This window comes from Bacteroides thetaiotaomicron VPI-5482, assembly GCF_000011065.1.
Classification (GTDB): domain Bacteria; phylum Bacteroidota; class Bacteroidia; order Bacteroidales; family Bacteroidaceae; genus Bacteroides; species Bacteroides thetaiotaomicron.
In genome coordinates this window covers 1225816-1242448 of record NC_004663.1, presented here as the reverse complement: position 1 = coordinate 1242448, position 16633 = coordinate 1225816, and the positions used below count along the sequence as shown (strand labels likewise).

Below are 16633 nucleotides of genomic sequence, written 5' to 3'. Positions count from 1 at the left end.
TTCGTATAGATGTTGGTGCTGATTTTGAAAAGTTCTGTATCTTCTAAGTGAATCGATAAATTATTGATACATTACTCCCTTTCTCTTTTTATGTCATTGCACTGAATACCTTACGATGAATGCTTTCTTAAATCTATGTAATACAACACGTGTCTATGTAACGGATGCTCAGCCGGAACAAGCGGATGACCAAATTCTCTAACCCGTTCCATCCCTATTTTCTGCATCACCCTTTCCGAACGTTGGTTGGGAAGAGAAGTAAACGAGAACAATTCTTTGATATCTAAACTCTTACGAGCATACTCCAAACAAGCGGTTGCTGCTTCCGGAGCATAACCACGTCCCCAATATTCGTGCGCCAATCGCCAGCCGATTTCTATACCCGGAGCAAAATCAACGTCAAATGTGATCTGATGCAGTCCGGTATATCCCATAAAAGCATGATCTTCTTTACGTTCTACAGCATACAAGCCAAAGCCACAGGTCTGAAACTCATTTTGGATACGGTGATAAAAAGCAAGTGATTCTTCCGGAGTCAGCGGATGGAGAAAAAATTCCATAACATGAGGGTCGGCGTTCATGCGGGCAAAAGCCGGAATATCTTCTTCCTTCCAATCGCGGAGAATTAAACGGGATGTTTCTATGTAAGTCTGCATAATAATGGTAATAAATGAAGTGCAAAGATATACCTTTTTTCACTCATTTGTGTGGTAAGGAAGTGTAAACCAAAAACAGGAGCCTGCTCCTTCAGTTGAATCTACCCCGATTTCTCCTTCCATCTGTGTAATGATGCTTTTACAGATAGAAAGTCCCAGTCCCGTTCCCTGGACAAAATTGTTCAGTTTTACAAAACGTTCGAATACGCTGTTTATCTTGCTGGCAGGGATTCCAACGCCTGTATCGCGCACATAGAACCTTATTTTCTGAGAAGATATCTGTTCGTATCCCAAAGCGATAGTCCCCTCATGGGTGAACTTTAGTGCATTATTTATAAAGTTAGTGATCACCTGCATAAACCGGTTCTTATCTGTATAGATATGGCATTCGGGGATTTGCTTTTCAAAAAGGAGCTTGATATTTCCTTTCACTTTCATACCAGTGGACTTGATAATTTCAGAGCAGACCTCATTTACATCCAAGTCGGCATATACAAAGTTGAATGTTCCTGCCTCTATCTTCGCAAGATCGAGAATGTCAGATATCAGTCGCAAGAGAAGGTCATTATTATCCTGTACAATCTTGATATAGTCCTGACATTCTTCCTTGCTTTCGGTTTCTGCCAACAGGCTGGAAAAGCCGACAATCGCATTCAGCGGAGTACGGATTTCGTGACTCATATTAGCCAGAAAAGCTGATTTCAGACGGTCCAGTTCTTCCGCTTTATCACGGGCGATAATCAGTTTCTGTTCAGTCTCTTTCAGAGTGGTAATATCATAATTGATACACAGCATTTCGATAATGCCTTCCTCCGGACGATAATCTCTGACCATAACATTGATACTGGTCCATGTATATTTCCCGTTCTCTCTGCTAACACGGACTTCTTTCCGCAAACTGGTAGCTTTCCCTTCTTTGACTCCTCGGACAAAACTCTTCAGAACCGCCTGATCTTCAGGATGTACATGTGAGTATACTCCAATTACTTCAGTCATAGGAGTCCCATCTTTTTCACCTAAATTCCGATACCATGTATCTTGGGCATAGCCATCTCTGGTCAGTATATTGAAGTGTGCAAACCCCACATTGGCATAATCACCAATCAGGAGAAACAGATTCTCAAATTCTTGTATCTTGGTGTATGCATTGGTGGTTTCTGTTGTATCTATATTGATAAACAGATAGTTGATGAACTGATTCTGAGAGTCATAAAGCGTAGTTACTTTCGTAGTGAGGTTAATGACTCCTTTCCGTTGAGTTTCTATATATTTATTTACTTTGGAGAAATCATAATTGATTGAAAAGTCTACATCATTCCGCGCCCTTAGCTTCTCTTTTATTTCTTGCGGAATATTGGGATTGTCAAACAGATTGATCCCCAAGACCTCATTTTTATCAGTTAAGCCGAATATTTCCAGTTCTTTATCATTGATATCAATCAGATAACCGTCTTTATCGTAAAGTTCGATACCAGCCGGCAGATTCTTATAGATATTACGGAGAATCTTTTCTCTATGATCCAGTGCCAGTCGGTCTTCCTTCGCTTGAAGTTCGGACTTGCGCAGTTCTATGTATATACTGATAATGTTTGCCAATGAAGAAAACCACTGAAGATCTACATTACTCCAACTGCGATAAGCCTTCACCATATCAATGCCCATATATCCCCATATTTTGTCTTTGGATATGAGCGGAACTGCCATTAGTGACTTAATATTCTGTGATTCGAGCAGCTTGCGGTATTCCTGAGCCTCTTGGGGCATATCGTCCAAAGTATTCAGAATAATGGACTTCCTGTTTGAAATCTGCCTGTTCCACCAAAAAGATTCATCCCAAAGTATATCCTGCAGATTATCCCGCTCTTCGGATACCCCTTCCGCCGTAGCTTCATACATGCAATTCTGAACCCTTTTCTTTCTGTCTATTTCGACGATATAGGTACGGTCTCCTCCGAACTGTTTAAGCAGGTCACCTAATATTTGATTGATTATCTCCGCGATATTATCGGATTGCAGAAAAGCGAGCAATGAATAGGAGATGCTGTTTTGCTGATAAAGCAGACTGTTTACATGAAAGAAGTCGATGTTTCCGCATCTGTTTTCCGCAGGTTTGTCCACGTATTGCAAATAACCGAATATGTCTCTGTATCCTTCTTTATCAGGTTTTCTGAAACTGATCTTGGAATATACCCATATTTCTCCGTTTTTAGCTTGGATAGGGAACATTTGCTCATAAGTTTCAAGATTTGAATGAGAGATAAATTCGTTTCTGAGACGCGTGCGGTGATCTTCGCGTATCCTGTGATGAAACTCTTGAAAGCTGATCCGATGGCTTTCAAGTCCTAACAGATCAACGATAAAATCAGAGCAAATATACTGTTGATTTTTTACATCAGACTCCCACCATCCCATTTTCGCCATTTGAGTAATTTGTTGAAATCGTTCACAGTCCAAATTCAATTGCCCTTCCATATTGTTTGCTCTTGTTTTCTTTTTTTATTATAGAATACTGTCCGGCAAATATAGATATTATTTTAAAGAATAAAGGGGATTACAGATGTTTTGGATGAATAATGTGGTAATATGGTATCAAAAAGTGGAAGAGTGGATAAATGAGTACAAACAAGGACTTACTTCGTCTTTCTTTTATAAAAGAATGAAACTATACATTTTATAATATACATCAGAAGAATGAAAAATACCAAATTGTTCATGTTTGCGGCATGCACCCTTTTCTTAGCTGCGTGTGGTAAGCAAACCGTGAAAATAATGACTCCGCCGGATGCGTCAAACCGCGTTCTGTTCAGTGCGGAACAGTTACAGTCTACCCTGGATAAAGCCGGTTATCAGGTAATGATGCAACAAGGGGATACCACATTCTCCGATCCTGAAATAAAGACGATTCTGCTGACGGAAGTGAATGATACGACGCTTAAGAAAGAAGGCTTTCATATTACGACTGCCGGTAATCTGACAAGAGTATGCGGCAGAGACGGAAGCGGAGTGATCTACGGAAGTCGCGAACTGATAGACCGTGTGAACGACTCTGATGGCAAGCTTGACTTTCCGGAAGAGTTGAAAGATGGTCCGGAAATGGTGCTCCGCGGTGCTTGTGTCGGTCTGCAGAAAATGACTTACCTGCCGGGACACGGTGTGTATGAGTATCCGTATACTCCGGAAAGTTTCCCTTGGTTTTATGATAAGGAACAATGGATTAAATACCTCGATATGCTGGTAGCCAATCGCATGAATTCCCTGTATCTCTGGAATGGTCATCCGTTTGCATCGTTGGTCAAACTGGAAGATTATCCGTTTGCGCTGGAAGTAGACGAAGAGACGTTCAAGAAGAATGAAGAGATGTTTTCTTTCCTTACGGAAGAAGCGGACAAACGTGGTATCTTCGTGATACAGATGTTCTACAATATCATCCTTTCCAAACCATTTGCAGAGCATTATGGACTGAAAACGCAGGACCGTAACCGTCCCATCACTCCTCTGATTGCAGACTATACCCGTAAAAGCATTGCCGCATTTATAGAGAAATATCCGAATGTGGGACTGCTGGTTTGTTTGGGTGAAGCCATGTGTACGGTAGAAGATGATGTGGAATGGTTCACAAAGACCATCATTCCGGGTGTAAAAGACGGATTACAGGCATTGGGACGTACCGACGAACCGCCTCTTTTGCTGCGCGCACACGATACGGACTGCAAACTGGTAATGGATGCGGCATTGCCGATATATAAGAATCTTTATACGATGCATAAGTATAATGGTGAATCACTGACAACTTACGAGCCTCGTGGCCCCTGGTCGAAGATTCATACGGATTTGAGCTCTTTAGGATCTATTCATATCAGTAATGTACATATCCTGGCAAATCTGGAACCATTCCGTTGGGGCTCTCCAGACTTCGTACAGAAGGCGGTACAAGCGATGCACAACGTGCACGGTGCCAATGCATTGCACCTTTATCCGCAGGCTTCGTACTGGGATTGGCCATATACAGCCGATAAACTGCCAAATGACGAACGGGAATTCCAACTGGACCGCGACTGGATCTGGTATCAGACCTGGGGACGTTATGCGTGGAACAGCCATCGGGATCGTGCTGACGAGATCGGTTACTGGAATCATCAACTGGGACAGTTCTACGGAACATCCGACGAGAATGCAGGCAATATTCGCATTGCTTATGAAGAAAGCGGAGAAATTGCCCCGAAGTTATTACGTCGTTTTGGTATCACAGAAGGAAACCGTCAGACGTTATTGTTGGGTATGTTTATGAGCCAGCTTGTCAATCCGTACAAATATACCATCTATCCGGGATTCTATGAAAGCTGCGGACCGGAAGGCGAAAAGCTGATCGAATTTGTAGAGAAAGAATGGAAGAATCAGCCTCATGTAGGTGAGATGCCGCTGGACATTGTCGCTCAGGTGATTGAACACGGTGATAAGGCAATAGCAGCGATTGACAAGGCAGCCGGTTCCATCTCCTCTAACAAAGAAGAATTCGCACGTCTGCAGAATGATATGCATTGTTACCGTGAGTTTGCCTATGCGTTTAATCTGAAAGTGAAAGCTGCGAAACTGGTATTGGACTATCAGTGGGGAAAAGACATGAAGAATCTGGAAGAAGCTATCCCTCTGATGGAACAAAGTCTGGAACATTACCGCAAACTAGTGGAACTGACAGACGAGCATTATTTATATGCCAACAGTATGCAGACTGCCCAGCGCCGTATTCCTATCGGCGGGGACGATGGCCATAATAAGACATGGAAAGAACTGCTGGTACACTACGAAAAAGAATTGGAGAACTTCAAGGCGAACCTTGCCATGCTGAAAGAAAAGCAAAATGGCAATGCGGTGACTGAAACGGTAGAGATCGCTGCCTGGGCTCCTGCGTATGTGAACTTAATATCGAATTATCCGACAGTGAAACTGAATGAAGGAACTTCCTTGTTCACGGATCTTCCGGGCAAAATAGAAGCAATAGCTCCTGAACTGAAGGGAATGAAGGCATTCCGCTTTAATGGAAATGAACAACGGGAAAAAGGAACAAGCATTACTTTTGAAACAAATGCTCCAGTCAAACTATTAGTAGCCTACTTTAAAGACGATCAGAAGAAGTATGCCAAAGCTCCGAAACTGGAGATTGATGCATCTGCCAACGATTACGGTCAGGCGGAACCTGTACTGACCAATGCAATCCATATCAATGGAATGCCATTAGCGAATGTACACGCATATAGCTTTCCGGCAGGAAAACATACGTTGATGTTGCCCAAAGGCTACCTTCAGGTTCTTGGATTTACGGCTGCGGATATGAAAACTCGTAATGCCGGACTTGCCGGAGACGAAGAAACGATGGACTGGTTGTTTTACTAATGAACGATTGCTGTAAGCCGCTATTTAGTTTCAAGGCTTGAAACTATTAGTTTCATGCCTTGAAACCATTTGTTCCAAAGCTTGAAACAAATAGCGGCAACTCAACAAAAAGATGATAGACAAAAGTATAATGAAGAAGTTATTACTGACATTTTTAAGTATAGCTGCCGTATGCTCACTGTATGCCCAACGTAAAGTCACGCAGGAACGGATGGAGCAGATTTATGAAGAGGTAAAGACGCCCTATAAGTACGGACTTGCTGTTGCCCCGACCGACAATTATCATAAGATTGATTGTCCTACTGTCTTTCGTCAGGGAGACAAGTGGCTGATGACTTATGTCGTTTATAATGGCAAAACCGGCACGGATGGTCGTGGATACGAAACCTGGATTGCAGAAAGTGATAATCTGCTTGATTGGCGTACCTTAGGACGTGTACTTTCTTATCGGGACGGTAAATGGGATTGTAATCAGCGTGGAGGATTCCCTGCACTGCCGGATATGGAGTGGGGTGGAAGCTACGAACTTCAGACCTACAAAGGCCGCCACTGGATGACTTATATCGGTGGAGAAGGTACAGGTTATGAAGCTGTAAAAGCACCACTCTTTGTCGGACTGGCATCTACCAAAGGAGATATTTCCACCGCTCATGAATGGGAATCTCTGGACAAGCCAATTCTGAGCATCCATGATAAAGATGCCCAGTGGTGGGAAAAGTTGACTCAATATAAAAGTACCGTTTACTGGGATAAAGACAAAACACTGGGTGCCCCGTTTGTGATGTTTTACAATGCGGGAGGACGTCATCCGGAAACTGATTTAAAGGGTGAACGGGTAGGAATCGCACTTTCCAAGGATATGAAAACCTGGAAACGTTATCCCGGCAATCCGGTCTTTGCACACGAAGCGGACGGAACGATCACCGGTGATGCTCATATTCAGAAGATGGGTGACGTATATGTGATGTTTTATTTCTCTGCCTTTGAGCCGTCACGCAAGTATAAAGCCTTTAATACGTTTGCTGCAAGTTATGATCTCGTCAACTGGACAGACTGGCATGGAGCTGATTTAATTATTCCTTCCAAGAATTACGACGAATTATTTGCGCATAAAAGCTATGTGATCAAACACGACGGAGTAGTTTATCATTTTTATTGCGCGGTGAACAATGCCGAACAGCGTGGTATTGCTATTGCTACAAGTAAGCCGATGGGACGCTCTGCCGTTCGCTTCCCGAAGCCGGAAACGAAGAATCGCCGGATGATCACTGAACTGAATGAAGGCTGGAAAACCTGGTTAATTGACAATTCACAATTGACAATTGACAATTCAAAAGGCAATCACCAATCCCCGATTATTAATTGTCAAATACCTCATAATTGGGATGACTATTACGGTTATCGCCAACTGACTCATGGCAACCTGCACGGAACAACCATGTATGTGAAAGACTTCTCCCTCGATAATTGTCCATTGTCAACTGTCAATTCTCAATTAAAAAAACGTTATTTCCTACGTTTTGAGGGGGTAGGTACGTATGCTACTATTAAAGTGAACGGACATGATTTCGGACGCTATCCGGTAGGACGTACCACGTTGACACTGGATGTGACCAATGCATTGAAACAAGGAACGAATCGTCTGGAAGTAAAAGCGGAGCATCCGGAAATGATAGCCGATATGCCGTGGGTATGTGGTGGCTGTTCGTCAGAGTGGGGATTCAGCGAAGGATCTCAGCCGTTAGGTATATTCCGTCCGGTGGTGCTGGAGGCAACAGACGAGATCCGTATTGAACCCTTCGGAGTACACATCTGGAATGACGAAAAGGCGGCTAATGTCTTTGTCGAAACAGAAGTAAAGAACTATGGCAAGACCACGGAGACAATAGAAGTAGTCAATAAGTTGAGCAATGCGGACGGTAAACAAGTGTTCCGTCTAGTAGAGAAAGTAACATTGGCACCGGGAGAGATGAAGGTGATTCGTCAACAGTCTCCTGTAGAGAATCCTGTTTTATGGGATACGGAGAATCCTTATCTTTATAAATTGGCAAGTATGATTAAGCGTGATACCAAAACAACGGATGAGATATCTACGCCTTTCGGTATCCGTACAATCAGTTGGCCGGTAAAGAGAAATGACGAAGATGGGCGTTTCTATCTGAATGGAAAGCCTGTCTTTATCAATGGTGTATGCGAGTATGAACATCAATTCGGGCAAAGTCATGCCTTCAGTCGGGAGCAGGTAGCTGCGAGAGTGAAACAAATACGTGCGGCAGGCTTCAACGCTTTCCGTGATGCCCATCAGCCCCATCATCTCGATTATCAGAAATATTGGGATGAAGAAGGCGTCTTGTTCTGGACACAGCTTTCTGCCCATGTATGGTATGACACACCGGAGTTTCGTGAGAACTTTAAAAAGCTGCTTCGTCAATGGGTGAAGGAGCGACGTAATTCTCCGTCAGTAGTGATATGGGGATTGCAGAATGAAAGTACATTGCCTCGTGAATTTGCACAGGAATGCAGTGAAATCATTCGCGAAATGGACCCGACAGCACGTACGATGCGTATCATCACCACCTGTAACGGCGGTGAAGGAACCGACTGGAATGTAATTCAGAATTGGAGCGGCACGTATGGAGGAGACGTTACGAAATACGGAAAGGAACTTTCGCAGAAGAACCAGTTGCTGAATGGAGAATACGGTGCATGGAGAAGTATTGATCTGCATACGGAACCCGGCGAATTTGAAGTGAATGGAGTATGGAGCGAAAGTCGTATGTGCCAGTTGATGGAAACAAAGATTCGTCTGGCAGAACAGGCCAAAGACAGTGTTTGCGGACAGTTCCAATGGATTTTCAGCAGCCACGACAATCCCGGACGTCGCCAGCCGGATGAAGCATTCCGGAAAATAGATAAAGTAGGTCCGTTCAACTATAAAGGACTGGTGACTCCGTGGGAAGAACCACTGGATGTATATTATATGTATCGTGCCAACTATGTGCCGGCGGCAAAGGACCCGATGGTATACCTGGTATCACATACCTGGGCAGATCGTTTCGAGAAAGGACGTCGTCGGGCTACTATCGAGGCTTACAGCAATTGTGATTCCGTATTGCTTTATAACGACATGATCAATGACAAAGTGACTTATCTGGGACGCAAAAAGAATAATGGAACAGGCACCCACTTCATGTGGGAGAATCGGGATATTCGTTATAATGTACTTCGTGCTGTAGGATATTACAAAGGGAAGCCGGTTGCCGAAGACATAATTGTACTCAACGGACTGGAGCAAGCTCCCCACTTTGACGTACTGTATCAGAATGCGAAACCTGTATTGAAAGGGGAAGACGGATATAATTACCTGTACCGTATTAACTGTGGAGGAGACGACTATACAGATAGTTTCGGTCAGTTATGGATGCAGGATAATACCCATTATTCCCGTTCATGGGCAGCGAACTTTAAAGAATTGAATCCATACCTTGCCAGTCAGCGCACGACGAATGATCCGATTCGGGGAAGCCGTGACTGGAAGTTGTTCCAGCACTTCCGTTTCGGACGTCATCAACTGGAGTACAATTTCCCGGTAGCTGACGGAACATATCGGATTGAACTCTATTTCACAGAGCCTTGGCATGGGACGGGAGGCAGTGCTTCCACCGACTGCGAGGGGTTGCGCATCTTCGATGTGGCAGTGAATGATTCGGTAGTATTGGATGATCTTGATATTTGGGCAGAGAGTGGTCACGACGGAGTATGCAAGAAAGTAGTGTACGCTACAGTAAAAGGTGGAGTACTGAAGATTCATTTCCCGGAAGTGAAAGCAGGACAGGGGCTGATTTCAGGTATTGCCATTGCTTCTGTTGATTCGAATCTGCAACCTACTGTATTCCCCGCATCCGACTGGAGTTGGGAAAAGGCCGGCAAAGAAGTCATGGAAAAAACTCCGAAAGAGTTGCTTCCCGAAGACAAGAATGCCCGTGTCAGTGTAGCGTATGAAGCTGAAACGGCAACCCTGAAAGGCAAGTTCCGGAAGAAAGAACATCGCAAGCAAACGGGAGTATTCTTTGATAAAGGAAAAGGTAACAGTATTGAATGGAATATCTCTACCGGACTGGCACAGGTTTATGCCCTTCGCTTTAAGTATATGAATACTACCGGAAAACCAATGCCTGTTTTAATGAAGTTCATCGATTCAAAGGGAGTAGTGCTCAAAGAAGACATTCTGACCTTCCCGGAAACACCGGACAAATGGAAGATGATGAGTACCACCACCGGAACTTTTATCAACGCCGGACATTATAAAGTATTACTTTCAGCGGAAAATATGGACGGTCTGGCTTTTGATGCCTTGGATATTCAATAAATCTGTTAGCAGACTGAACTTTTGCAATAGTAGTAAAAAAGCGGGACGCAAAGAAGCTTGTATAGCTTTCTGCATCCCGTTTCTTATTTTGAAACCTTTTTCCTATAAATAGAATATATATGTTATTTTTTTATGATTCGATAGTCAGATTTTAATTATTTCGAGCGTAGATTTTAAATAATCTCTATATTTGAAGTAAAAAACAAAATAACGATGGAAAGCGATATACCGAGGTACGATTTAACAGTTGATTATATAGTGGGAGAAGGATTTGGGATAAACTTACTGAATGGGTATAAGAATTTTCATTGTAAAATAGAGGCAGGATTCTTCATACTTTGTGTGAAAGGGACAATACAGGCAACAATTAATGGAGAACGATATAATATTGTCGAAAATGATTTAATCACTCTGCCACCTAATTATTTCATGGAAATTCATGAGTTTTCATCTGATATTCATATTTATTATGCAGGCTTTTCATCTCAGTTCATAGAAAATATAAATCTGATGAAGTCCACCCAGCATCTGCTTCCGATAATAGTAGAAAATCCGGTTATCAATTTGTCTCCATTGCAAGCCTGTAGCTATAAGATGTTTTATGAGTCATTGATTCTTGCGTATGCTTCTGCCAAGACATTGGCCAATAAAGAAATCGTAAAGGCTGTACTCACTATGTTTATTCAGGGGGCAACAGAGATTTATAAGCTACAGAGCAATCGGTATTTATCTACTCAATCAAGAAAGTATGAGATATATCAGGAGTTCCTGCAACTGGTCATGAAGAATTATACAGTTCATCATGGTGCCTCTTTTTATGCTGATCATTTGGGACTTAGTCTGCCTCATTTTTGTTCAACAATTAAAAAGGCAGCGGGGAATACCCCGCTGGAAGTCATTGCTTCCGTCATTCTGATGGATGCTAAGTCTCGTTTAAAGTCAAGTAATGAACCTGTGAAGAATATCGCTTTGTCTTTGGGATTCAATAATATCTCTTTCTTCAATAAATTCTTTAAGCAGCATACCGGTGTCACTCCGCAGGAATACAGAGGACATTAATCTTCTGTCTGCCTTTCAAATGGAAGAGTAACGATAAACCGGCTGCCTTTTCCCATTTCAGACTCTACAGAGATGTCTCCTTGCAGATGTTCTACGATTGTTTTGCAGATAGAAAGTCCCAATCCGGTCCCTTGCTTAAATGTATCTACTTTATAGAAGCGGTCGAATATTTCCTTTTGGCATTCTTTTGGAATCCCTGAGCCTGTATCTTCCACAAAGACATGAACCGAGCTTGCATCGACGGAATCCACTGCATAACCAAAATGGATATATCCTTTTTCTGTAAACTTCCGGGCGTTATTAATGAAATTGCTTATTACCTGTTTCAGGCGTGTAGCATCCGTATTGATATAGACATCTTCATTCGGTAATAACGCTCTTATTTCGATTTCGGATATAGGTTTCATAGTCTGTTCTTTCTCTACATCTATCATGAGAGATCGGAGAGAACAGTCAGTGAAAGTAAATTTAATCGTATTTGATTCAATCTTGGATAAATCAAGTACATCATCAATCAGTCTTACTAAGTGTTCGCTGTTGATACTGATTAATCTCACAAAATCGGCACGTTCTTCCTCGCTTAATTCATCATACGTAGAACCGATTACATCGGAGAAACCGACTATTGCATTCAGTGGCGTACGGATCTCATGGCTCATATTTGCCAGAAAAGCCATTTTAAGTCGGTCGCTTTCTTCAGCTTTCTTACGTGCTTCGATTAAGGTGTTCTCTATATCCTTATATTCCTGGATACTCATACAGATACCGACCAACCGATAGGGATGCCCCGAGATATTGGCAATATAAGTAGACTGGCCTTCAAACCATTCCCAAGTTCCGTCTCCACGATGCAGGCGGAAGGGGACAGATTTATCGAACGTTTCCATGCCGCTAAGTTGCACAATAAAGGCGTCAGCCATAGCTTGCCGGTCGTCCGGATGAATCATATTTACGTATTCCTCCATAGTCAGAGTGTTATTTTCTCCGGCCGAAATACCCAAATGTTCGAAATAACGGTTGTCAAGGGTAAACTCACTTCGGTTTATATCATAATACCACGGATATATCCTGGTTCTTTGTAAGGCTGTGTTCAGAATATACTCCTGTGTCAATTCTACAGTGATATTACGAAAAAAGAATAATATCTTTTTCAGATTGCCATCTTCCTTGATCGTTGCAAAATCACCTCTGATCGGGAATTGTGTATAATCCACCTGTTCTTGCATGAAAGTATGTTCAGAAAGCGAATAAGTTTGTTCACCCTGACGAATCTTTTCTAAGATGACAGAAAGAATGTCTTCTTTATTATTTAATAATTTGAAAAGGATATTGGTTGGAAGAGGCATCATTGCATTGACTGATGAATGCACATGAAGTTCGGTCAGAGCTTGCCGGTTAAGCTGTATTACTTCTCCACTAATATTAAATATAATAACTCCGTCAGGTAAGATATCTAGCAACTCATCATTGTAAAGTGTTTGTTTATTCTCTTCCATTTCTTTTTATTTTTTAATGCAGAATATGAGATTAGTGATATGAATACATAACAAAGAAAACCATTTCCCGGAAGATAATACGATATTCATTTCTGTTTTTACTTCTGTCTGAAGGAGTATTTTAATTCGCAAGACCTTAATTGTTAAAACGATGTTTGCATTTTAATAATTGATATTCTTATTTTAATTACAGTTTTAGTTCCGGATCTTCAATCGTATGCTTATACTGTGCGTGTGAAGCGAGACAACCCTTCATAGAGTGTTTCTCCTTTTATTATTCTTTAATATTAATGTAAAAGAAAGGGGTACAAAATGCCCCTTCGTCCGTCTTCTTGGTATGAAGAAAAAAGAACGAATGAAAATATATACATTACTGCTTGGCGCATTGGTCGCTTGCCCGATGCAGGCACAAACAATGCATGACTGGGAGAATCATCATGTTCTCCAGATTAATCGTAAACCGGCACGGGCTGCTTTTACTCCTTTCTCCGTACAGAAAGGAGACTGCTCGATGTCTTTGGACGGAACATGGAAGTTCCGATGGACTCCTGTTCCGGGCGAAAGAATCATAGATTTCTATCAGACTGATTTTAATGATAAAGACTGGAAGGACTTTCCTGTTCCTGCCAATTGGGAAGTCAATGGATATGGCACGCCTATTTATGTATCTGCAGGTTATCCGTTTAAGATAGATCCTCCGCGAGTAATGGGAGAGCCGAAAGCTGACTATACGACCTATAAAGAACGAAACCCGGTCGGGCAGTATCGGCGCACATTCGTTTTGCCTGTGGGATGGGAAGCGGACGGACAGACTTTTTTGCGCTTTGAAGGAGTGATGAGTGCTTTCTATGTTTGGATAAATGGCGAACGGGTAGGGTATAGCCAAGGTAGTATGGAGCCAAGTGAATTTAACATCACCGACTATCTGAAGACTGGTGAGAATCAGATAGCATTGGAAGTGTACCGTTATAGTGACGGGTCTTATCTCGAAGATCAGGACTTCTGGCGTTTTGGCGGCATTCATCGTAGTATTCATCTGATACATACACCTGATGTTCGTATGCGTGATTATACAATACGCACTCTTCCTGCATCTGCCGGCAATTATAAGGACTTTATTTTGCAGATCGATCCGCAATTTAGTGTATACAGAGGTATGACCGGAAAAGGATATACCCTGCAAGCTGTGTTGAAAGACGCAAGTGGAAAGGAGATAATAAAGTTACAGGGAGAGGTGGAAGAAATACTGGATCTGGAGCATAAAGCAAGCCGGATGAATGAGTGGTATCCGCAGCGTGGACCACGTAAGACAGGACGTCTGTCAGCCATGATAAAATCACCGGAAAGATGGACAGCGGAGACACCCTATCTTTATAAATTACACCTTACTTTGCAGAATGCGGAAGGAAAAGTGATAGAACAGGCGGAGCAGTCGGTCGGTTTCCGTACTGTAGAAATCAATAAAGGACAATTACTGATTAACGGTAATCCGGTTCGCTTCAGAGGTGTGAATCGTCATGAACACGATCCACGGACGGCACGCGTAATGAGTGAAGAAAGAATGCTTCAGGATATACTGCTGATGAAACAGGCAAATATCAATGCCGTTCGTACCAGCCATTATCCCAATGTGAGCCGCTGGTATGAACTCTGTGATAGTTTAGGGCTTTATGTGATGGATGAAGCGGATATCGAAGAGCATGGTCTGCGCGGGACACTGGCAAGTACTCCCGATTGGTATGCTGCATTCATGGATCGTGCGGTCCGCATGGCAGAACGTGATAAGAACTATCCAAGTATCGTGATGTGGAGTATGGGAAATGAAAGCGGCTACGGACCGAACTTTGCAGCTATTTCTGCATGGTTACACGATTTTGATCCTACACGCCCCGTTCATTATGAAGGTGCGCAGGGAGTAGATGGCAATCCTGATCCGAAGACGGTCGATGTGATCAGCCGTTTCTATACCCGTGTGAAACAAGAATATCTGAATCCGGGCATTGCAGAAGGAGAAGACAAAGAACGTGCGGAAAATGCACGTTGGGAACGACTGTTGGAAATAGCGGAACGTACCAATGATGACCGTCCGGTAATGACAAGCGAATATGCCCATTCGATGGGAAATGCGTTGGGCAACTTTAAAGAATATTGGGATGAAATATATAGCAATCCCCGTATGCTGGGCGGTTTCATATGGGACTGGGTAGATCAGGGAATTTATAAAGAATTGCCTGATGGCCGCATTATGGTGGCGTATGGCGGAGACTTCGGTGATAAGCCGAATCTGAAAGCTTTCTGCTTTAATGGTCTATTGATGAGTGATCGTGAGACGACTCCGAAGTATTGGGAAGTAAAGAAAGTATATGCACCGGTTCAGTTGGCCGTCAACAATGGACAATTGATCGTTACAAACAGGAATCATCATATAGACTTATCTCAGTATCGCTGCTTATGGACATTGACAATAGATGGTAAACAGAAAGAACAGGGAGAAATCACATTACCGAAAGTCGCTCCGGGTGAGAGTGAAACAATTACTTTACCAGCTTTCCGTTCCTTATCGGACAAGAAGGCTTTAAACAGAAAAGGCAACAACAGCAACTCAACGAATACGCTTTCTGATTGTCTGCTAAAAGTAAGCATCGTATTGAAATCTGATGCTCTTTGGGCGAAAGCCGGTCATGAAGTTACTTGGGAACAATTCTGCTTACAGCAAGGAGAATTGTTGTCTGCCGATCTGATCAATAAAGGAGCGCTGCAAGTAAAAGAGGATGATAAATCTTTATCAGTTAGCGGACGCGGTTTCTCGGTTCAGTGGGAAAAGAAAGCAGTCGGAAGTATAACTTCCCTTATGTACAATGGCAAAGAAATATTGACTCAGAATCATTTTCCGGTTCAGCCTGTCACGCAAGCATTCCGTGCACCGACAGACAATGACAAGAGTTTCGGAAACTGGCTGGCAAAAGACTGGCAACTGCATGGCATGGACCATCCTCTGATTAGTCTGGAGTCTTTCGATCATGAAGTACGTGCAGATGGGGCAGTCATAGTACGTATCCGGACGACTAATTTATATAAAGAAGGTAACGTGACAACGACATCCGTCTATACCATTTCTTCCGATGGAGTCATTGATCTGAAAACAACTTTCTTACCGCAAGGAGTACTTCCGGAATTGCCTCGTTTGGGGCTTGCATTCTGTCTGGCTCCTGCCTATAATACCTTTACATGGTATGGCAGAGGACCGCAGGATAATTATCCCGATCGCAAGACATCTGCTGCAACAGGACTCTGGAAAGGAACGGTAGCAGAACAGTATATACATTATCCTCGTCCGCAGGATAGTGGAAATAAGGAAGAAGTACAATTTTTTACGCTGACAGACAAACAGAATAAAGGTATCCGTGTAGACGCGGTAGAAGATGTATTTTCTGCCTCTGCTTTGCATTATACTGCACAGGATTTATATAAAGAAACTCATGACTGCAATCTGAAGCCACGTCCCGAAATTATTCTCAGTATGGACGCGGCCGTGCTCGGATTAGGGAATAGCAGCTGCGGACCGGGCGTACTGAAGAAGTATGCTATTGAGAAAAAAGAACATACGCTGCATATACGCATCAGCAAGCAGTAAAATAAGAATTGATACAAATAAATAGTAA

7 protein-coding genes are annotated in these 16633 nt (G+C 42.8%); 4 read left to right on the top strand and 3 right to left on the bottom strand.

The window, feature by feature from the left end:
- Window positions 1-110: 110 nt before the first annotated feature.
- Both BT_RS05030 and BT_RS05025 read right to left on the bottom strand, forming a co-directional pair.
- On the bottom strand, window positions 111-656 hold the full coding sequence (locus BT_RS05030; protein WP_011107559.1) for a GNAT family N-acetyltransferase: 546 nt from the start codon (window positions 654-656) through the stop codon (window positions 111-113).
- Between the two features lie 39 nt (window positions 657-695).
- Entirely contained in the window at window positions 696-3128 is a 2433-nt protein-coding gene (locus tag BT_RS05025) for an ATP-binding protein (protein WP_008765790.1), read from the bottom strand.
- A gap of 219 nt (window positions 3129-3347) precedes the next feature.
- Between BT_RS05025 and BT_RS05020 the strand changes: the two genes are divergently transcribed.
- From BT_RS05020 to BT_RS05010, 3 genes are all read left to right on the top strand, one after another.
- Window positions 3348-6047, top strand: a complete 2700-nt coding sequence (locus tag BT_RS05020; RefSeq protein ID WP_162303161.1) for an alpha-d-galacturonidase — start codon at window positions 3348-3350, stop codon at window positions 6045-6047.
- 130 nt (window positions 6048-6177) lie between these two features.
- Window positions 6178-10416 carry a beta-d-glucuronidase/beta-L-arabinofuranosidase gene (locus BT_RS05015; RefSeq protein ID WP_162303160.1) on the top strand — a complete coding sequence of 1413 codons (4239 nt, stop codon included), beginning with the start codon at window positions 6178-6180 and terminating at the stop codon, window positions 10414-10416.
- A gap of 213 nt (window positions 10417-10629) precedes the next feature.
- A complete protein-coding gene (locus BT_RS05010) occupies window positions 10630-11475 on the top strand; it encodes a helix-turn-helix domain-containing protein (protein WP_011107556.1) in 846 nt (281 codons plus the stop codon).
- Here BT_RS05010 and BT_RS05005 read toward each other — a convergent pair.
- Window positions 11472-12971, bottom strand: coding sequence for a sensor histidine kinase (locus BT_RS05005; RefSeq protein ID WP_011107555.1), 1500 nt, complete (start codon window positions 12969-12971; stop codon window positions 11472-11474). The genes BT_RS05010 and BT_RS05005 overlap by 4 nt on opposite strands.
- Before the next feature lie 355 nt (window positions 12972-13326).
- On the opposite strand from BT_RS05005, the gene BT_RS05000 reads away from it, so the two are divergent.
- The gene (locus BT_RS05000; RefSeq protein ID WP_011107554.1) at window positions 13327-16605 is read left to right on the top strand and encodes a glycoside hydrolase family 2 TIM barrel-domain containing protein; all 3279 of its coding nucleotides are present in this window, start codon (window positions 13327-13329) and stop codon (window positions 16603-16605) included.
- Window positions 16606-16633 lie beyond the last annotated feature (28 nt).